At 45.6% G+C, this 18,688-nt stretch carries 15 protein-coding genes; 11 read left to right on the forward strand and 4 right to left on the reverse strand.

What is annotated here, in order from left to right; genetic code table 11:
- Window positions 1–29: 29 nt before the first annotated feature.
- From ACIFSR_RS24470 to ACIFSR_RS24510, 9 genes are all read left to right on the forward strand, one after another.
- Complete coding sequence (locus tag ACIFSR_RS24470; RefSeq protein WP_430060665.1) at window positions 30–1,535, forward strand: DUF4153 domain-containing protein; 1,506 nt, start codon at window positions 30–32, stop codon at window positions 1,533–1,535.
- Window positions 1,536–2,522 (forward strand): alpha/beta fold hydrolase, encoded by a 987-nt coding sequence (locus ACIFSR_RS24475; RefSeq protein WP_430060668.1) that lies wholly within the window; start codon window positions 1,536–1,538, stop codon window positions 2,520–2,522.
- Window positions 2,523–2,543: 21 nt separating this feature from the next.
- Entirely contained in the window at window positions 2,544–3,404 is an 861-nt protein-coding gene (locus ACIFSR_RS24480; RefSeq protein ID WP_339205161.1) for a metallophosphoesterase, read from the forward strand.
- A gap of 270 nt (window positions 3,405–3,674) precedes the next feature.
- On the forward strand, window positions 3,675–5,867 hold the full coding sequence (locus ACIFSR_RS24485; RefSeq protein WP_430060716.1) for a 5'-nucleotidase C-terminal domain-containing protein: 2,193 nt from the start codon (window positions 3,675–3,677) through the stop codon (window positions 5,865–5,867).
- Window positions 5,868–6,183: 316 nt separating this feature from the next.
- Window positions 6,184–7,338 (forward strand): type III polyketide synthase, encoded by a 1,155-nt coding sequence (locus ACIFSR_RS24490; RefSeq protein ID WP_430060671.1) that lies wholly within the window; start codon window positions 6,184–6,186, stop codon window positions 7,336–7,338.
- Window positions 7,331–8,065: a methyltransferase domain-containing protein gene (locus ACIFSR_RS24495; protein ID WP_339205157.1), complete on the forward strand. Its 735-nt coding sequence runs from the start codon at window positions 7,331–7,333 to the stop codon at window positions 8,063–8,065. The genes ACIFSR_RS24490 and ACIFSR_RS24495 overlap by 8 nt, the downstream gene beginning before the upstream one ends.
- 1 nt (window position 8,066) lies before the next feature.
- On the forward strand, window positions 8,067–9,212 hold the full coding sequence (locus ACIFSR_RS24500) for an NAD(P)/FAD-dependent oxidoreductase (protein ID WP_430060674.1): 1,146 nt from the start codon (window positions 8,067–8,069) through the stop codon (window positions 9,210–9,212).
- Window positions 9,213–9,266: 54 nt separating this feature from the next.
- Complete coding sequence (locus ACIFSR_RS24505) at window positions 9,267–11,420, forward strand: MMPL family transporter (RefSeq protein WP_430060676.1); 2,154 nt, start codon at window positions 9,267–9,269, stop codon at window positions 11,418–11,420.
- A 147-nt stretch (window positions 11,421–11,567) separates the two neighbouring features.
- Window positions 11,568–12,188: an FMN-binding negative transcriptional regulator gene (locus ACIFSR_RS24510; protein WP_339205154.1), complete on the forward strand. Its 621-nt coding sequence runs from the start codon at window positions 11,568–11,570 to the stop codon at window positions 12,186–12,188.
- A 95-nt stretch (window positions 12,189–12,283) separates the two neighbouring features.
- Here the strand turns inward: ACIFSR_RS24510 and ACIFSR_RS24515 are convergent, their stop codons facing one another.
- The 4 genes from ACIFSR_RS24515 to ACIFSR_RS24530 form a co-directional block, all read right to left on the reverse strand.
- Entirely contained in the window at window positions 12,284–13,348 is a 1,065-nt protein-coding gene (locus ACIFSR_RS24515) for a ParB/RepB/Spo0J family partition protein (RefSeq protein WP_430060679.1), read from the reverse strand.
- A gap of 335 nt (window positions 13,349–13,683) precedes the next feature.
- Entirely contained in the window at window positions 13,684–15,078 is a 1,395-nt protein-coding gene (locus ACIFSR_RS24520) for an ABC transporter substrate-binding protein (RefSeq protein ID WP_430060682.1), read from the reverse strand.
- Window positions 15,079–15,160: 82 nt separating this feature from the next.
- A complete protein-coding gene (locus tag ACIFSR_RS24525) occupies window positions 15,161–15,991 on the reverse strand; it encodes a carbohydrate ABC transporter permease (RefSeq protein WP_076270407.1) in 831 nt (276 codons plus the stop codon).
- A complete protein-coding gene (locus ACIFSR_RS24530) occupies window positions 15,988–16,944 on the reverse strand; it encodes a carbohydrate ABC transporter permease (protein ID WP_430060686.1) in 957 nt (318 codons plus the stop codon). Before ACIFSR_RS24530 ends, ACIFSR_RS24525 begins: the two co-directional genes overlap by 4 nt.
- Before the next feature lie 184 nt (window positions 16,945–17,128).
- On the opposite strand from ACIFSR_RS24530, the gene ACIFSR_RS24535 reads away from it, so the two are divergent.
- Entirely contained in the window at window positions 17,129–17,806 is a 678-nt protein-coding gene (locus tag ACIFSR_RS24535) for a hypothetical protein (protein WP_339205148.1), read from the forward strand.
- Window positions 17,807–17,874: 68 nt separating this feature from the next.
- Window positions 17,875–18,681 (forward strand): aminoglycoside N(3)-acetyltransferase, encoded by an 807-nt coding sequence (locus ACIFSR_RS24540; protein ID WP_339205146.1) that lies wholly within the window; start codon window positions 17,875–17,877, stop codon window positions 18,679–18,681.
- Window positions 18,682–18,688: the final 7 nt, after the last annotated feature.

Raw genomic sequence — 18,688 nt, forward strand, 5'->3', positions numbered from 1 at the left:
ATCCAGTTTAAAGATGGAGTGAGTGAAAAATGAGAGATCCAGCACCATGGCAAAAAAGGTATGAGAAAATGCTTATTCTTGCCCTTCTGTTTGGTCTAGTCAGTCAATATTTGTTCGTAGGAGCAGCCGCAGGCATTTCGGTTATCGTGTTCATTGCCAGCTTTTATGGGTTGTTTTTCTATTCCATAAAGGGGAGGATGGGGGGCTTTGAGAAATGGCAAGGTCAAGCACGATCTGGCTGGCTGCTGCTCATTCCAATCTTTTTATTAACGCTGACTTATGCGCTATATGATAACGGTCTGTTCCGTCAGCTGAATATGTTTGCATTGTTTGCATTGATCATTTCTCAGACGGTGCTTATGACGAGCAGCAGTGTGAAGCCGTGGTACCGAGGCGTATTTTATACAGAGCTATTATTTCTGGCTTTAATTAAGCCGTTTGCTTTTATAGGCGTGCCGTTTAACCTGGTTAATGATCGTTTGAGAGGAAAAGAGAAAGGTGAGAACTCGGCGAGAAGCAAGCTTGGCAAAATATCGCTAGGGCTGCTCCTGTCCGCACCTATCCTTATTGTCGTTATTGCGCTGCTTGCTACAGCGGATGAAATTTTCCTATCTTGGCTGCTTGAGATTCCGGGCGTCATGGATCGTTTCTCTTTAGGGGAGAGCATCTGGCGCATAGTCGTAGCAGCAGTATTCGCCTTTTATGCTTTTTGCTACATATGGGGATTGCTCTTTAATAAGGCGACAGATAAAGCAAAAGACTTACCGACAGACACGCCGGGTGCTGCAATACAGCCAAACGGACGTATCGAATTTGATCCCATCACTGCTGGGACGCTGCTTGTCAGTATTAATATCGTTTACGTGCTGTTTGTTATCATTCAGTTCTCCTATTTGTTCGGAGCGGCAAACGGCCTGCTGCCTGAGGGAGCTGCGTATGCCGAATATGCACGCAGAGGTTTTGCGGAATTAATTATGGTTGCACTCATTAACGTTTGCTTGCTTATGTGCGGTTTGCATCTCATTCGGCGCACTAGCGCAGCAGCGGAGTGGATTCGCAAGCTGTCTCTTACCTTGTTGATAGGCTGTACAATCATTATGCTTATCTCCGCTTACAGCAGGCTCTCTTTGTACGAGGAGGCCTACGGCTTCACGCAGACAAGACTACTCGTTCATGGCTTTATGATTTATCTGGGCATTTTGCTCGTCATTGCATTACTGCGTATATGGAAAGAGCATTTCTCAATGGGCAAGGTTTATATATGCATATCTATTATTGCATTTGTTGTGATGAACTATATCAACATAGATGCGCGAATTGCTGAGAACAATGGTGATCGCTACGAACGAACAGGTAAGATTGATATGGCTTATCTCGGTACGCTGTCCACAGATGCGGCGCCGGCGCTGCTAAAGCTGCAAGTGAAGCATCCGGAGTTGAAGGGGTTGAACGGAGTAATAAATAAGCTTCAGGATAAGGCCCATAAGCATAACAAGTGGCAATCTTGGAATCTATCGAAGCAACGGGCTAAATAATTGGAGAAAGGCAAGGTCGTTTGTATGATGAAAATATCCCGTTTTGATCGTAGTATTCGACTTATCCTCTCACTTGTCGGATTTCCACTGTTAATCGTACAGTATTTGATAACGGTCTATGAGCAAAAAAAACATAAACCTACGGGGTGGCATGCCGACATCGGCTCACGCAAGCTGCATGTTACCGTCACGGGTCATGGTTCGCCAACGATTATTTTAGAAGCGGGGATGGGCGGTTGCTCGCTGGATTGGGCACTCGTTGCTCCGGCGCTTTCGACGAAGGCGAACGTGATTACTTATGATCGCGCAGGATTTGGCTGGAGCTCAGAAGTGCTCGATCACCCTACTTGTAGCGCTTATGTTGATGATTTGCGGTCGCTGCTGAGAACGCTTGGCGCGGCCCCGCCTTATTTGCTAGTTGGCCATTCCTATGGCGGGATGATTATGAGGTTGTTTGCCTCGCGCTATCCTGAGGAAGTATGCGGCCTTGTGCTTGTAGATGCGACGCACGAGAGCCGATATCTGCCGGAGCAAACAACCGCTGGCCGGCAAAAACAGCTGTTTAGCCACCGTTCCCAATATAGACTAGGCTATATGCTATCGCCGCTTGGCATACCGAGATGGCTGAAGCAGCATATCGGCTCTAAGCGTTTGCCGGAAGAATGGCTGGCGCCAGTTCGCGCATTAGGCTACAAGGCAAGCGCGTATAGGGCTGTCTATGCTGAGCTGCTCAGCACGACGGAAAGCAGCCTGCAAGTAGCAGCTGCCGAGCCGCTTAAGCAGGATTTGCCTGTCATCGTATTAAGCGCAGGGAAGCAGAATGAGGAATGGCAGCAGGTGCAGCGGAAGCTAACAAATTTGACCAAGCGCACGAATCAGATTATAGTCGAGGATAGTTGGCACTCTATTCATATTCATAGACCAGATGCTGTAATTCACGCTATTAATCGTTTATTAGATGAAATAGATTTGTCTAGTTATCGCTAAAATGTAAGGAGTTTTGCAGTAATGCGCATGACCAAAAAACGTTTGTTGTGGATATTACCTTTAGCTATTCTTGCAGTAGCCGCTTTTCTTTATTACGAAAATAATGCGATCGGAATAACAAAATATGAAATCAGCTCAGCGAAGCTACCTGAAGGAGTCAGCTCTTATCGTATCGTTCACTTAACAGATCTTCACAGCAAGTCCTTCGGCAAGGAGCAAAGCACAATTACGAGCAAGGTAAAACGGCTGAAGCCGGACCTCATTGTAATGACAGGCGACTTGGTTGACAGCAGAAGATACAATGCAGAAACTAGCCTTACCTTGATGCGCAAAATGACGGAACTGGCTCCTGTCTACTATGTGACCGGAAACCATGAATATGGCCCGAGGTTAATCGCATTACAGAAGGCGTTGAAAGAGCTGGGCGTCCATGTGATGCGCAACAAAAGCGAAATGATAAAGCTCGGCGATGGCGAGATTCGAATAGCTGGCGTGGATGATCCGGTTTTTAATTTAAAGGCAGATGGAGACGTTGCGAAGTTGAATGAAAATATGGCGACTGCTATGCAAGCAACCGAATCGGAAAACAACGCCGACACGCTCACTATCCTTTTATCGCATCGCCCGGAGCTTTTTTCGGTCTACACGCAGCACAAAATTGATTTGACCTTCTCCGGCCATGCCCATGGCGGACAGGTGCGCTTGCCTTTTTTGGGTGGGCTCGTGGCCCCGGGGCAAGGCTTCTTGCCAAAGTATGACGGAGGCAAATATGTGGAAGGCGGCACAACGATGATCGTCAGCCGCGGACTCGGCAATAGCATTTTTCCGCAAAGAATATTTAATCGTCCAGAGGTTGTACTGGTTGAGCTTACGCGTCCGTAATGCTTAGCATCCACGAAACTATGTGGAAAAGCTCTCTTTCTAATAGCAAAAGAATCCAATGGCAGCACAGCAAAGCAGCAGCGAAATGAGTTCGATTTCTCGTCGAACTTGTTTCGCTGTTGCCGCTTTTGCAATAAATAAGTTCGTTTCGGCTATGTCCAAAATACAAGCTATACTATAGAATGAAAACGTTCCTACTATTCATCCAACCACCAAAGGAGAGTCATAATGAAGATGAAGAAAAAAATAAGTTTAGTGATTGCTGCTCTCATGTTGTTTGGAAGCGTTATCAATTTTGTTCCGAGTTCGGTAAAAGCAGCTGAATCGGCAAGCACGGATACTCAGATTTCCATCCTAGGTACTTCGGATATTCACGGACGGTTTATGCCATGGGATTATGCTCTTGACGGTCCCAACCCAACGGGAAGTTTAACGCAGTTATTTACAATTATCAAAAAAGTTCGTGAAGAGAACCCGAATACGGTTTTACTGGATGCGGGGGATATGATTCAGGGCAATTCGGCTGAATTATTTAATGATCAACCGAAGTCTCCGATGATGGTAGCCATGAATGAAATGAACTTTGATGCATGGGTAATGGGCAATCATGAGTTCAACTTCGGGCTCGATGTGTTCAATAAGATTACCACTCAGTATAAAGGCCAAAGGCTGGGCGGGAACATCTATAAGGACAATGGTGATCGATTCTTGCCTGCGTATACCATTATCGAAAAAGCTGGCATAAAAATTGGAGTTATTGGAATGGATACGCCAATGACGACTGAGTTTGAAAAAGGAACGGATCATCTAGACGGAATTGTATTCAAAAATCCTGTTGATGAAACGAAAAAAGCAATCAAGGAATTAGAAGGTAAAGTTGATGTAATGGTTGGTCTTATGCATATGGGGCTGGAGAACGAAAATGGTGTACCAGGTACTGGCGTAGCTGATATTGCCAATGCGAACCCGGAGCTGGCTGCTATTTTTGCAGGTCATATGCACAAGCTTATTAAAGAGGATACGGTGAATGGCGTTTTAATTGTTGAACCGGATAAATACGGAACGCATGTTTCTCGTATCGACCTTACGTTCACGAAGCAAGGTGATAAGGTAGTTCTTAAAGATAAGAAAGCTGCTGCATTGCCTGTTAAAGCGGCTGATGGAACGACTGAAGTATCGGATCCTGCATTGGAATCTACGCTGCAGCCGTATCATGATTTTGCTAGGGCAGATGCGAATATCGAAGTGGCACAGCTTAAAGGCATGAATCTTGTAGCTAAAAATGAGATTAATGATATTCCTACTGTACAAATTCAGGAAACACCGTTATCAGACTTCTTTAACGAGGTCATGTTGTATTACAGCAAGGCAGATGTCGTTGCTCATCAGATTGATAACGATAAGGCGCGGCTGGATGTAGGTCCTATTAAGAAAAAAGATATTGCCTATAACTATCAGTTTGCTCTAGGAGAAATTACCGTTTACCAAGTAACGGGTAAAGATTTGAAAGATTACATGGAATGGGCAGCAGGATATTTTAACTCAACACGACCTGGAGATGTAACGGTTAGCTTTGATAAGACACGCCGCGCTTCCAAATATAGCACAAACGATTTTTTTGGCGGCGTCAAATATGAAATTGATCTAACGAAGCCTGCTGGCAGTAGAATCACGAACTTACGTAAAATGGATGGCAGCAGCATCAAGCCGGACGATGTGGTCAAACTCGGTATGAACGCATATCGGATGGATGCTCTTAAAGCCAAAGGTGGGGCACTTGAAGGACGCAACTTTGAGCAGCTTTGGTCTTCGAAGGATGCAAGCACATTTGGCGAAATGGACGGAACCATTCGCAATCGTGCCATTGCGTACCTAAAAGACGTGAAAAAAGGTGTATACGAGCCTAAAATTCAAAGCAATTGGAAAATTACAGGTGTAGATACGAAATCTCCTGAACGTGCAGATGTAGTTGAGCTTATTAATACCGGTATATTGGAGATTCCGAAGACGGAGGATGGCAAATATACCAATGTAGCCTCAATTAACATTTTGGATGCGGTCACTGAAAATGAAATAGCTGAGTTGTCTAACAGAGCAAAGGTGGAGCAAAGTCTATTTGCCAGCGTGAAGACAAAAGGTGAGTTCTATCATAAACTGAATGCGGCGATTAAGGCAGCAGTGACTGCCCCAGAGGTAACTGCTCCGGAAGTCATCATTCCAAAGGAACCAGTTAAGCCTAAACCTGATCCTAAACCAACAGTAAAGCCGGTCGTTAAGAAGCAAGCAAAGGTTACAGCATACTTCTTGAATGTTCGTGCTGAAGCTTCTTCGAAGGCAAAGATTTATACGGCTGTACCAAAAGGTACTGTTCTTGAAGTGTTAGGAACGGAGCACGGCTGGGTGAAGGTTTCGTACAAAGGGAAAATAGCATATGTGTATGGTAAATATGTAGATATGATTTAATATTTTATTTTAGCTTAGTGCCCAGTCTTTGTAGACTGGGCACTTTTTGGGTATATACTATTTTCCAAAATAGACAAAAAGAGACCCACAGCATTCGGTGCTGTGGGTCTTCATTATATATATTACAAAAGGGGGTTGTTTTCATTATAGTAGGCTTTCATTAAAACGAGATGAAAATTATATTTCAAGTTTATTACAAATGATTGGAAAACGATGTAATACTCGCTTGCATATCGAGGAGAAGCAATGAATAGACTTGTTAAAAGCAGAAAACTTGTCCGATTATGCTTGTCTGGAGAGGGTGGGAAATTACGATATGAAGCATTCACAATCGAGTATTGCGATATTAGGGATAGGTACGGCGGTTCCGCCTCATCTTGTTGATCAAGCGGATACAGCGCGAAGGTTAGTCGATGCATTAAGCGATAAGCCGGATTCCGCTCGTTGGGGAAGAAGGATTTTTAAGCAATGCGGCGTGCAAAGCAGGTATACTTGTGAACCAAATCTGCTCGCGGAAGCAGCTGAATGCCGCTACCTGCCGAGCGCTTCACCGGAGACTGCTCCCTCGACAGCGGAACGTATGGGGATATATAAGCGGGAATCCGTTCCGCTTGGGCTTCATGCAGCGAGACAAGCTTTGGCAGATGGAAAGGTTGATGCGGCTGAGATTACACATCTCATTACGGTCAGCTGTACCGGCCAGTTTTTGCCCGGAATGGATGCAGCGATCATTCATCAATTAGGACTAGCCCCCACGATAACCCGTATCCCGCTTAATTTTCTCGGCTGTGCTGCTGGGCTTAAAGCCATTGGCCTGTCACGCCAAATTGTATCGAATGACAGTAACGCAATTGTTCTTGTTGTATGCGTCGAGTTATGCACGCTGCATATTCAGCCATCTGGCGATAAGGAATCGTTATTTGCCGCTTCATTTTTCGGGGACGGAGCATCAGCCTGCGTCATTGGTGCGGGCAAGCCGCATCACAGGCCTATTTTTGAGCTAGGCGAAGAACGTTCGGTTCTGCTGCCTGAATGCGCAGAGGAAATGGTGTGGGAGGTTGGCAACCACGGCTTTGACCTATACCTATCCCCACATATTCCGAAGCTGATCGGCGAATTTATACCTGCGGAAGTAAAGCAATTATGCGGGGATGAAATGCTGGATTTATGGGCAATCCACCCAGGCGGCAAAGGAATTATCGATATTTTGCAAAATAAGTTCGAGCTTACGGATGAGCAAACCTCACATAGCTTAGGCGTGCTGCGCGATTATGGCAATGTCTCCTCCGCTACGATTTTGTTTGTGCTGAACGCCATGAGATCGCATCTTCAAGAAACAGCCTCGGAGCGAGCAGGCGGCATTGCACTCGCATTTGGCCCGGGCTTAACCGCTGAGATGATTAAAATTGCTTATGTTCCCGCTGTACTAACGGGGGATCAAGAGCAAATGGCGGACGAGGCATATGTCTAGAAGCTTGCGTCATCGAGCTGCAGCTGCTGAGCTTATGGATGATTTTTCAATTGGCGGGGCTGAGCTGCACGAGGCTTTGCGCCAGCTTCGTCAACTGAACCGTATTTTTGTTGCAGCCGCACCGACGATTTACGGCGTTGAACGACTATGGGAGCAAGCGAATAAGCCGAGAAGCCTGACCATTCTTGATGTTGGAGCGGGCTCAGGCGATGTGAACCTTGGGCTGCTAAAGTGGGCTGATAGACGGGGGATTGACCTTTTTATTCAGCTAGTGGATATAACGGAAGAGGCTTGCGAGGAAGCTAGGCGGTTTTTTAAGAAGGAGCCAAGAGTTCAGGTTAAGCAAGGCGATTTGTTTGATTTGGCGGATGGCTGTGCGGATATCGTAACGGGGACGCAGTTTTTGCATCATTTCTCCGAGGAGGAGCTGCCGCATGCAGCTGCAAGTATGCTCAAGGCAGCACGGCTTGGCGTGGTTATTAATGACATCCACCGTCACTGGATCGCATGGGCAGCGGTATGGCTGACAACTCGGATCATTTCCACTAATCGATACATTTTGCATGACGGTCCATTGTCGGTGGCAAAGGGCTTTCGCGCAAAAGATTGGAAGCTTCTTGGCCAAAAACTGAACAACGGTTCTATCAGCTACAGCTGGAGACCTTTATTCCGATATGCGGTCATTATTAGCAAGCCACATCACAGTCCATTTGACGGAGCTGAATAAAATGACGCGTATACTGGATGCAGCTGTGCTCGGAGCGGGCATAGCTGGGAGCAGCTTAGCCAAAGCGCTTGCCGACAAGGGCTGGGAGACGCTGCTGCTCGATCGTCAATCATTTCCGCGCCATAAGGTGTGTGGAGAGTTTCTATCTCCCGAAGCACAAGGAACACTACAGGTGCTTGGTTTAAGCGAGTCTATTAAAGCGCTGGGACCAAGCCTGATAGAGCGGATACGTTTAATTTTCGAAAATGGCGCTGAGATCAATATTCCGCTTTCAAGTGCGGCATGGGGTCTCAGTCGATATTCGCTTGATGTCGCGCTCCATCAAGCGGCGCAGCAAGCGGGCGCAAAATTGCAAACGGGAACGACAGTGACGGGAGTGAAGCCTACTGATTTTGGCTATTCCATTGAAACAAAACAAAACGGTAAATTCAGTTCGGTTGAGGCTCGTACTGTCATCGCCGCTTGGGGAGCAAATAAGCATGCAGGATTACCGGGCTATAAGCAACATCAGACGGCAAAGCCCTCGTACATGGGCGTGAAATCCCATTTTCGCGGCATAGCTATAGAGCCGGTTGTTGAGCTGTATTTCTTCCGCGGCGGTTACTTAGGATTATGCCCGGTAGAAGACGGGCTTGTGAATGCTTCGGCGTTGCTCGCTCGCGATAGCTTTGCAGATGCAGGAAAGACGATACTGGGGATCATGAACGCCGCTGCAAGGCGAAATCCGAGGCTGCATGAGAAGCTAGTGCTTGGGGTGCCTGTTCAAGGAACGCAGGCAGCAGTTGCGCCTGTTCATTTGAACCATAAGCCGCTCTCATGGAATCAGCTTCCTCTTCTTGGCGATGCAGGTGCGATGATTCCGCCACTTTGTGGAGATGGAATGTCCATGGCACTTCGCTCCGCTGCTCTTTGTGCTCCGCTTGCTGACAGCTATTTAAATGGAAGTCTTACTATGGCTGATTGGCAGCATGCGTATACGAGGGCAATTAAACGTGAATTTGAGGGGCCGCTGCGATGGGGAAGCTTCCTGCAATGGTTATTTCATATGCCGACCGTTTCTAGCTGGCTGCCAAACGCAGCGCGAATAGCGCCTCCACTTGCACAGGGGCTCGTCCGGGCGACGAGATTAAAGCCATTCCGCATGTAAAGGCGAAGCCAATGAGCAGCGTGCGGATGTGACTGACTTTGGAGGTGCATATTCATGGGGATAAACAGCCTAGCACTCCTATCCTTTCGCTTTCCGCGAGTGTGTATTTTCTTATGGTCAATTGCACTTATCTTAGTTGGCAGTCATGCGCTTAGGCTTGATTCCGTCGTACAAGACCATGGCTTGTATCCGCAAAAGGGAAGTTATGCAAAGGTGCAGCAGGTGCTCGCATCCGATTTTAATCTGTCAGAAGCACCGATCATGCTGCTATTCGAGAAAACGGACAACTTATCGAAGTCGCGATTTCGTGCTTTTATTGAACAGACGCTTCGGCAGGTGAGCGGGACTCAGGGTCTGACTAATATCATTTCTCCGCTTGAGCGGCAGGAGCTGCAGAAAGGGAACTACGCGTACGCGCTGCTTTCATTCGACGCTCCACCTTATCGGATGGAGGATACGCTGAAGCAGTTAAATCAACTTTTGCCCGCCCACAGCGGTATTTCGATAAAAGTGACAGGCAAATCAGTTATTCAAGGTGATGTAAATGAGGCTAGTCATGCGGATTTAGCAAAAGCAGAGCTGATCGGCATACCGCTTGCTTTTCTCATTTTGTGGCTCGTTTTCCGTAAAATCATTATTGCGCTGCTCCCCATCGTTATTGGTATAACGGGAGTGACGATTGCTATGGGAATTGTATATGGAATAGGCACCAAATTGCCGCTGTCCAATTTTGTTCTGAATGTGATTCCGATGGTGGGACTTGCCCTAAGCATCGACTTTGCACTTATGCTCGTTAGCCGATTTCGCGAGGAACTCGGAGGGCACAAGCAGCCTATCCAGGCGCTTACTGCAACGATGAAGACAGCTGGCAGAGCTGTTTTTGTATCGGCAGCTTGTGTCTTCTTAGGTTTGCTGAGCTTTATCTGGATTCCGCTGCCCATGTTCTCGTCCATTGCGCTTGGAGCGATGACAGTAGTGGCCGTATCGCTAATTCTGGCGTTTACGCTGCTGCCTGCACTGCTTGCGATTTGCGTGCCTTCAATGCAAACGAAAAAAACGCGCCCGATTGGTACCAGTCGTTCATCTGTATGGGATGGGCTTGCTCGTTTGGTAATGAAACGGCCAATGATGATGGGGATGCTGGCAGGGGGCGTGCTTATCCTAAGTTTGTTGCCCCTTAGTAGAATGGAGACTGCTGTTCCAGATGAGGCTTCATTGCCTCAAAACTATGAATCTCGTTTGGCCGCTGAGACCTCAGAGGCTGTTTTTGAGCTGCCCTCCACATCAAAAGTTTGGGTTATTGCTCGCGGAGATAGTCTGTTTCTGGAGCAAGCGGATTGGATGAACGCCTATGAGCTGACGAAGCGCTTGGAGCAAGATCCGAGCGTCTTGAGGGTGGATTCGGTATTCTCTAGGCTTAATTTGTCACCCGAGTATTTGACGACAATCATGCAGCGGCCACTGCAAAATAAGAAATTCCAGCCGGCGCTCCAGCCATTTCTGAAAAATAATCAAATGCTGCTGCAAGTGACGATAGCGGGCGAACCATCCTCTCGCGAGACGATGAATTGGCTTAGGGAGTGGGAGCGAAGAGGGGAATCATCAAAAATATTCTTCTCGCTTGGTGGAGAGGCAAAGTATGAGCAGGAAGTATTCGATCAGGTTTTTGGAAGCTTAGCTTATGTGCTGCTCTTTCTATTTGTTACGAATTTCATCGTGCTTCTTGTTGCCTTTCGTTCCGTCCTCATTGCTCTCAAAACTATCCTCCTCAATCTTCTGAGCATAGGAGCATCCTTTGGTATTCTGACATGGGTCTTCATGGATGGCCGATTGGGGATTGAACCGAGCAGCATTGCCATTATGATTCCGGTATTTATTTTTGGATTAGTATTTGGAATTAGTATGGATTACGGCGTTTTTCTCATCTCACGCATAAGCGAGGAATTTCATCATACGCGCAGTAATAAGCAGGCTGTACGAAAGGGGCTTTCCTCCGTCAGTCATGTGATTACCGCAGCTGCAGCTATCATGATCGTCGTCACGGCACCCTTTGCATTTGGCGAAGTAGTTGGCGTAAAGCAGCTCGGCATCGGCATCGCGACGGCCATATTTATTGATGCAACAATCGTTAGAATGGTGCTGGCGCCTTCCTTAATGCTCATGCTTGGAAAATGGAACTGGTGGGCTCCGAGCTGGTTGAAGCAATAGAAATCGTATGTATATTGCGGCTGCTTCGGCAGTCGTTTTTCATTTGCCTATTTGAGGAAAAGCATAATTGCTCCTTATTTTTATTTCTTATAGTGGAAATTGATTTGTGCTATAGTTTGAATAATCATAATGCAGAGGAGATATTTCATGTACATACCTCAATCGTTTGAAGTGACGGATAAAGAGACATTATACGCTCTGATGGAGCAGAATAGCTTTGCTATATTATTTTCACAACATGAAGGTAAGCCCTGTGCAACGCATCTCCCCTTGCTGTTAGATGAAAGCGAAGGTTATTTGTATGGACATATGGCAAAAGCAAATCCGCATTGGGCAAGCTTAAAAGGGGAAGTACTCGTTGTTTTCACTGGAGCTCATTCGTACATTTCATCCTCTTGGTACGAAACGCCAAATTCCGTGCCGACTTGGAATTATACCGCTGTTCATGTGTATGGTCATGTCGAGCTCATTGAAGATCATGCGGAGCTGCTCAAAATCGTAGATCAATCGGTTAGCCATTATGAATCAAGCATGCCAAACCCGTGGAGCATGAGCCAAGCTGACCCAACGTACATTAACAATTTATCCAAAGGCATTGTTGGATTTAAAATTCATATTTCAAAAATAGAAGGCAAATGGAAGCTGAGCCAAAATCATTCCAAAGAAAGACAAGAACGAGTCATCGATGCGCTGGAATTACAGAAGGATGTTCAATCGAAGCAGATTGCAAAGCTGATGAAGGACAATGTGAAGAGATCATCTTTGTAGCGCATGTAATAAATAAAAAAGACAATGAAAGAACCAGACGAACACGCTTGTAGTGTTTGTCTGGTTCTTTGATGTACATAGGACGCGTAGGTTGTTTAATCCGCTGTGGCAACAGCCTGCAGCTTGGCGCTTGCAAGCTCTCGGACTGCTTTCCATTCTGCCAAATGTTTTTCTAATTGGTCGATCAGCGCGCTGACTCCTTGAATGAAATCAACTTGCCCGCTCGCTCGAATCGCTTCAATGGATTGAAGGATATTCGAAGACAAAGTCATGTGAGAAGGAAGGGCTGCAGTCAGCTCATAAAGAGCAAGCTCAATGGACGCAGACGAAGCTGGTAGTTGGCTAGTCTTTGGAGCGGGTTCAGAATCAGCTTGTTCTTGTTTGATTTGCTTCTCTACTTTCGAAGCAGCTGCTTTGGGCTCGGCAACAGATGCAGGCTTGGCGCGCTCCGCTTTGTTCTGCTCATGAGTTGACCAAGTTTCGATGAGTCCAGCGCCTGATTTAAATAACAGCTTGTCCTTCGTGCTGTCAGAGATCGTTTTATCTTTGAACAGCTTGGCAATTTTTTTCACGTCGCTTACTGGCAGTTCATCTCTCGCTGCAATCAGCGCAAGTGGATCGCGATGCTCGATCGGCAGATCCTTTAGGGGGAGCAGTTGATCCTCGGTTAGCTTATCCTTCCTAATCTCAGTGCCGCCAACGATCAGCTTCTTTACGGTATTGCCAAACTTCAGCAGTTCACATTTGTTTTTGATATACGATTCAGGCTTGCCCAGCTTGCCGGACAAAAATTTGGTGGAGCTCTTAAACTTTGAATCGTTCAACAGCTTATTGAACGCCTCGGCCTCTTCAATCGGAGAGAAGCCTTCGCGCGTCAGATTTTCCGCTATTTGTTCCAAGTATATTTCCATCTCGTCTGTTACGGTTGAGACGATACAAGGAATCGTTGGCCGTCCGAGCATTTTGCTCGCCTTATAGCGGCGGTTCCCATAAATGATTTTATAACGTCCGTTGCCTGTCGTTCTCACTTTAATTGGCGAGAGCAGACCGATTTCTTCAATGCTTTTCATTAATTCTTGCAGCGCTTCTTGGTCAAACTGGTACCTCGGTTGATCGGTATCCTCATCAATTAAATCAGTAACAATTTCAATGATATCCATAGGTCTCTCCTTAATTTTTTGTTTACTAGAACGCATGGCGTCATTTGTTCTTCGTTCGTCTGTTATGTAAAAGTATTGAGCATCCGATTATGATAGTGGCTTCCTCTATTATATCGGATCTTTTGTTAGGAATGGTTGCAAGATAACATTTTCAATGAAATGATGCTGGTTCTTCCGAGAGAAGACTCATCAATTTGGACAAACAGGTGTTCTGATTAATTATAGCAGATGGCACGAAATAGCGACACTAGCTTGGCAGAGAGTACCGATATGGAGGGGGAGAATGGACAAAAAAAGCCAAACCCCGTGAACGAGGCTTGGCTTAGACTCACAAATTATTTAACAGTTTTATTATAGTTTGCAATTTTTTCAGTGATCGCTTTAGCGGCATCATCAAGCGCTTTTTGCGGTTCTTTTACGCCAGTTAATGCTTCTTCAATCGCTGTTTCAACAAGCTGACGCGCTTCAGGGAATACGCCCATCACTGCGCCTTGCGAAGCAGGGGAAGGGATAGAAGCGTGCAGCTGATCAACTGCTGTTTGGAACTGTGGATATTTTGCTAGATTATCGGCAACGATTTTTTCGTCATAAGCTTTTTTTGTAATCGGGAAGTAACCAGTGTTGATGTGCCAATAAGCTTGTGTTTCTGGCTTAGCTAAAAATTTGATGAAATCCCATGCTGCTTTTTGTTCAGCTTCGGGCTTGTTATTCAGAATCCACAAGCTTGCACCGCCAACGACAACACCGCCATCTTTCGCATCGGCAGGTTTAGGCAGGAAGCCAGTACCTACTTCAAATTTGCCAGCCACTGAATCTACAATTCCGCGAAGCGAAGCGGTAGAATCTAAGGTCATAGCGATTTGGCCAGCTGCGAATGCTTTTTTCGTATCGTCTGTTTTACGTCCCAAGTTAAGTGCTGATTTGCTGTCAACAAGATCCTTCCACCATGACAATGTTTTAACACCAGTCTCATTATTTAATTGAGATTCTGTAGCGGAAGCCGTACGTCCGTTGCCATTATTTAAATATTCTACGCCTTGGTTTGCAAAAAATTGCTCCATGAACCAGCCATAAATTGCGAATGAAGCACCTGTTTGACCATTTTGCGTAAGCTTAGCAGCAGCTTCCTTCACCGCTTCAAAAGTTGCTGGTGCTTTTTCTGGATCAAGTCCAGCAGCTTTGAACAAATCTTTGTTATAATACAAAATTGGGTTTGATGTGTTAAAAGGCATGGAGTGAAGCTTGCCGTCAAATGTATAGTAATTTGTAATATTTTCTTCTAGCTGAGAAAGATCATAATTTTCCGCATCTACAAAAGTTTGAACAGGTGTAGTTGCTTTGGAGTCAATCATGAATCTTGAACCGATTTCGTATACTTGAATGAGTGATGGCCCAGATTTGGAATCCATCGATGCTTTCATTTTATTTAAACTCTCGTCATAGGTTCCTTGGAATACTTCTTCAACGACTACATCTTTTTGTGATGCATTGTAGTCTGTAACGAGCTGGGTTACTGCTTTGCCAAGTTCTCCGCCCATGGAGTGCCACCAAACAACTTTAACAGGTTCTTTTGCCATTTCGGTAGGAGCTGCTGAAGCTTCAGTTGAGTTCGTAGCAGAAGGCGCCTCTGCATTGCCTTTGTTCCCAGAGTTGTTGCCTCCGCAGGCTGTGACTAAAAACAACATTACCGCCATCATAATCGTCAAACCAGACCTAAACCTTGCTTTCATTCTTTTTCTCTCCCTCTCTACTACTTTTTTTGTTTACAGTACATTTATGGAAACGTCTATAAAGACGGAGCCACCTCATTCATTATCCTTTTACAGCACCAGCAGTAATCCCTCGTACGAGCTGCTTTAATCCAACAATGAGCAGTAATAAGGAAGGCAGCAGCACAATAGCTACGCCGGCTAAAACGATGTTCCAGCTTGTCATTTCTTCGAACTGCAGCATGCTAATGCCGATCTGTACCGTTCGCATCTTATCGCTGTTCGTTATGAGCAGGGGCCAAAGGTACATATTCCACGAATTCAGAAACACATAGACAGATAATGAAGCTATGGCTGGACGTGAAAGTGGCAGTACGATAACTAAGAAGTGGCGGATATGCCCGCTGCCATCTATTTTTGCTGCTTCAAAAAGCTCGCGAGGCAGCTGCAAAAAATATTGCCGCAGAAGAAACACGCCAAACGCAGACGCGAGAAAAGGAATCGTCAATCCTTGATAGGAATCCAGCCATCCCCATGATTTTACAGTCAAATAATTTGGGATAATGGTGACTTCCCACGGAATCATCATGGTGGAGAGGAATAAGGAAAACCAATATTTTTTGCCTGGAAAACGGATATATACAAAGGCGTAAGCAGCCATGCTCGCGATAAAAACTTGTCCAACCATAATAATGGTCGCGATAAGAAAGCTGTTCGCTATGAACGCACCAACCGGAATAAGCTCAAATACGGCAGAGATGCTGCCCAAATACACGCTATCGGGAAACAAGTCAGGCGGAAATTGAAGAGACTGCTCAGGTGTCATCAATGCCTGTAGAAATGTGTAAATCAAAGGAAACAGCATGGCAATGGAAAGCAATGAGAGCAGCAAGTACACACTAGAGCGGCGTAAAAATGGCTTTAATCCGATCATTGGTAATACACCTTCTTTTCTACAAAGACAAACTGGATAATCGTCAAAATAAGAATGATAGCGAATAGGACTAACGACAGGGCGCTTCCTGTTCCGAATTGGTAGTTAATGAACGCTTCTTTATAGATGGAATATACGAATACCTCTGTTGATCCGGCAGGTCCGCCTTTGGTTAGAAGATGGATTTGTCCAAAGGATTGAAAGGAACCGATGATCGAGATAACTGCTAGAAAAAATAGAGTAGGCGACAGCAGTGGGAGTACGATTTGCAAAAATGCACGGAATGGGCCTGCGCCATCAATCTTTGCGCTTTCAATCATGTCATCCGGAATACTCTGGAGACCGCTGAGCACGATAATGTAATTGAAGCCCGATTGCATCCAGATGGTCATCATGGATATTGATAATAAAGCTGTAGATGGATTGGTAAGCCATTGGATGGGGGCAATGCCTAGCGTTGATAGGATATAATTCAGCATTCCGAGGCTGGGGTGGAAGAGGATCATCCAAATGACGGCTGCAGTACTTACGGACAGCGCGAGCGGCATTGCGAACATGAATTGAAAAATACGCATGGCTGGCAGCTTGATATGCGTGAGCGCGGCTGTAACGATGCCAAGTACAATGCCGACAGGAACGGTGTATAGTGTGAATAGGCCTGTAACCGTCAGGCTATTCCAGAACATTTCCGATGAAAACAGCTGCGTGTAGTTATCGAACCCGACATACTCAGCGACTCTTCCTCTGGGATCTGTTAATTGGAAGCTTAAATAGACTGATTTCAGCAATGGATAAAATAAAAATACTGTAAATAGCAAAAGTGAAGGAGCCAAAAACAAATAACCAAGTGCGTTCTCCCTCAATCGATTCGTTTTAGCGAGTAGTCGACTAGCAGCGCGAGAGCTATGTGTACGCTTAGCGGCTAGAGTAAGCTTGCCTTCTTGCATGTTCATTCCCTACCATCCTTTCACATCCATGTTCTCCATTTAGTGTAGATTTAGAATGTTCGAGGAATGTTTTGAAATTAATAATAAATTGTAGATCGCTAGCATTAAAGGATAGGCATGCACTGTTAGTGAATTGTAAAATACCGGAACATTTAAATCGTGATGCTCGTTATTAGTTGAAAGGGGGGGTATGATGAAACGATGGACGAGTGCAGGCCTCATCTTATTTTTGACAGTAGGGATGCTCCTGGCTGGCTGCAGCAGTAAGCCGTATGGTCATTACCGTGATGACCAAATGATTGGTTTTATTAATGGTTTGAACGAGCAGGAGAAAAAAATCGTATTCGATATTTCCGAGTGGACGAAGCGCGATGAGCCGGGTCCAGCTATAGAAGATTGGGGCGTAGAATATGAGGCCCTCGTGCTTCCAAGTACCAGAATAAACAATGAAGCAGGCGATAAGCTGAAGTGGGAGGACTTGAAGCAAGGACAGATGGTTCAGATCAATCCCTCGCGTACGGAGAAGATTACGGATACGCCGGATGAGCTCATTGTTTTATCGATGTCTAATGAGCAGCTTTTTAAGAGAGCAGGCTTGTTGGCAAGCAAAAAAGGCAGCTACCGAACGACCGTTATATACGAGGATGGTAAGGGAGAGCCTTTTGATATTAATGAGATCGAGAAAGAAGCAAGCATCATGCTTAAGGGCGGCTACAGCATGATGGCGTACAATCCAAACAACGTGCTAGATATAAAGAAGATGTTTAATATCGAGCAATTTCCAGTCATCTTAGTATTCAATACTGAAAAACTAGCGCTAAAAACAGACCGTTTGGAGGATGCAGTATCTTTTTTGAAAGCTAAATAGAGTTGCGCAGCAGCCAGAGATTTTATTTAATGAGATAAAAGATAAAGCATATTAAGGTGGGGCTCAAAATGGAAGAAATACAAGGGGATTTATTAACATCGGAAACGTTGAAATCGGATTTGATTAAACTCGGCATACAACCTGGAATGACGATCATGATGCATACCTCGATGAAGGCGCTTGGCGGATTTGTATCCGGCGGGCCGACTGCGGTGATTTTGGCGATAGAGTCATGTCTGACAAGCGAAGGTACACTTGTCATGCCAACGCATACGCCTGATTTGTCTGATCCTGAAATTTGGCGATACCCGCCAGTGAAGGAATCATGGTGGCAGCCGATAAGAGATACAATGCCTGCTTTTGAAATAGACCTGACTCCTTGCTTAGACATGGGAGTTATAAATGAATGTTTTAGAAAACAAAATGGCGTCGTTCGAAGCAATCATCCACAGGTGTCTTTTGCAGCGTGGGGCTCTCAGAAGGATAGGATAACTGCAAATCATAGCTTGGAATACAGTCTGAGTGAACAATCTCCGTTAGCGAGGCTTTATGACTTGGAAGGCTGGGTGCTGCTGCTGGGCGTGGGTCATAATAAAAACACTACTCTTCATCTAGCGGAGTATCGAGCTGAGTATGCAAATAAAGCAGAAACGATTAATAAAGCACCGATGCTTGTAGACGGAGAGAAAAAATGGGTTGCGCTGCGCGACGTTGATTTTGATACGGATGATTTTAATCATTTAGGCGAGTGTTTTGAGAAAGAAACGGATCATGTTCGCAGAGGAAAGGTCGGCAATGCGGACGCGCTGCTCATGCCAGTTAAAGCTTTAGTTGATTACGGAGCAAAATGGATGGAAGCTAATAGAGGCCGCTAGTTTCCCT

This window comes from Paenibacillus sp. NRS-1760 (assembly GCF_050467785.1).
In the GTDB taxonomy this organism is placed as follows: Bacteria; Bacillota; Bacilli; order Paenibacillales; family Paenibacillaceae; genus Pristimantibacillus.

What these genes read in the sequence shown, in the direction of transcription:
- ACIFSR_RS24530 (WP_430060686.1), bottom strand. Translation starts at nt 16,944, where the DNA reads ATGAACATGCAAGAAGGCAAGCTTACTCTAGCCGCTAAGCGTACACAT.
- ACIFSR_RS24495 (WP_339205157.1), top strand. Translation starts at nt 7,331, where the DNA reads ATGTCTAGAAGCTTGCGTCATCGAGCTGCAGCTGCTGAGCTTATGGAT.
- ACIFSR_RS24480 (WP_339205161.1), top strand. Translation starts at nt 2,544, where the DNA reads ATGCGCATGACCAAAAAACGTTTGTTGTGGATATTACCTTTAGCTATT.
- ACIFSR_RS24500 (WP_430060674.1), top strand. Translation starts at nt 8,067, where the DNA reads ATGACGCGTATACTGGATGCAGCTGTGCTCGGAGCGGGCATAGCTGGG.
- ACIFSR_RS24515 (WP_430060679.1), bottom strand. Translation starts at nt 13,348, where the DNA reads ATGGATATCATTGAAATTGTTACTGATTTAATTGATGAGGATACCGAT.
- ACIFSR_RS24490 (WP_430060671.1), top strand. Translation starts at nt 6,184, where the DNA reads ATGAAGCATTCACAATCGAGTATTGCGATATTAGGGATAGGTACGGCG.
- ACIFSR_RS24470 (WP_430060665.1), top strand. Translation starts at nt 30, where the DNA reads ATGAGAGATCCAGCACCATGGCAAAAAAGGTATGAGAAAATGCTTATT.
- ACIFSR_RS24525 (WP_076270407.1), bottom strand. Translation starts at nt 15,991, where the DNA reads ATGATCGGATTAAAGCCATTTTTACGCCGCTCTAGTGTGTACTTGCTG.
- ACIFSR_RS24485 (WP_430060716.1), top strand. Translation starts at nt 3,675, where the DNA reads ATGTTGTTTGGAAGCGTTATCAATTTTGTTCCGAGTTCGGTAAAAGCA.
- ACIFSR_RS24520 (WP_430060682.1), bottom strand. Translation starts at nt 15,078, where the DNA reads ATGAAAGCAAGGTTTAGGTCTGGTTTGACGATTATGATGGCGGTAATG.
- ACIFSR_RS24510 (WP_339205154.1), top strand. Translation starts at nt 11,568, where the DNA reads ATGTACATACCTCAATCGTTTGAAGTGACGGATAAAGAGACATTATAC.
- ACIFSR_RS24535 (WP_339205148.1), top strand. Translation starts at nt 17,129, where the DNA reads ATGATGAAACGATGGACGAGTGCAGGCCTCATCTTATTTTTGACAGTA.
- ACIFSR_RS24505 (WP_430060676.1), top strand. Translation starts at nt 9,267, where the DNA reads ATGGGGATAAACAGCCTAGCACTCCTATCCTTTCGCTTTCCGCGAGTG.
- ACIFSR_RS24540 (WP_339205146.1), top strand. Translation starts at nt 17,875, where the DNA reads ATGGAAGAAATACAAGGGGATTTATTAACATCGGAAACGTTGAAATCG.